This is a genomic window from Bariatricus sp. SGI.161, from assembly GCF_050313695.1.
Taxonomy (GTDB): domain Bacteria; phylum Bacillota; class Clostridia; order Lachnospirales; family Lachnospiraceae; genus JAFBIX01.
The window spans coordinates 1-254 of sequence record NZ_JBNPLX010000111.1 but is presented as its reverse complement, the minus strand read 5'-3'; the positions used below and the strand labels follow the sequence as shown (position 1 = coordinate 254).

1 rRNA gene is annotated in these 254 nt (G+C 44.5%); it reads right to left on the bottom strand.

Annotated elements, in window-relative coordinates:
- Positions 1 to 48: 48 nt before the first annotated feature.
- A 5S ribosomal RNA gene (rrf, locus tag ACQRBH_RS17420) occupies positions 49 to 166 on the bottom strand.
- Positions 167 to 254: the final 88 nt, after the last annotated feature.

Genomic DNA, 254 nt, shown 5'->3' with positions numbered 1-254 from the left:
TTGTTCAACTCTCTAATCACTGGTAAAACCAGTTATTTTCTTTTTTAAATCTGGCGGCCACCTACTCTCCCGCACCGTCTCCAGTGAAGTACCATCGGCCGCTTAAGGCTTAACCATCGTGTTCGGGATGGGTACGGGTGTGTCCCCTAAGCGCATCGCCACCAGAAAGATTCCTGATTCTTTTGACAGAACCTGAAACCATTTAGCTATCTCTTGATAACCAAACAATAAACAACAACCCCTACTTTTTTTTC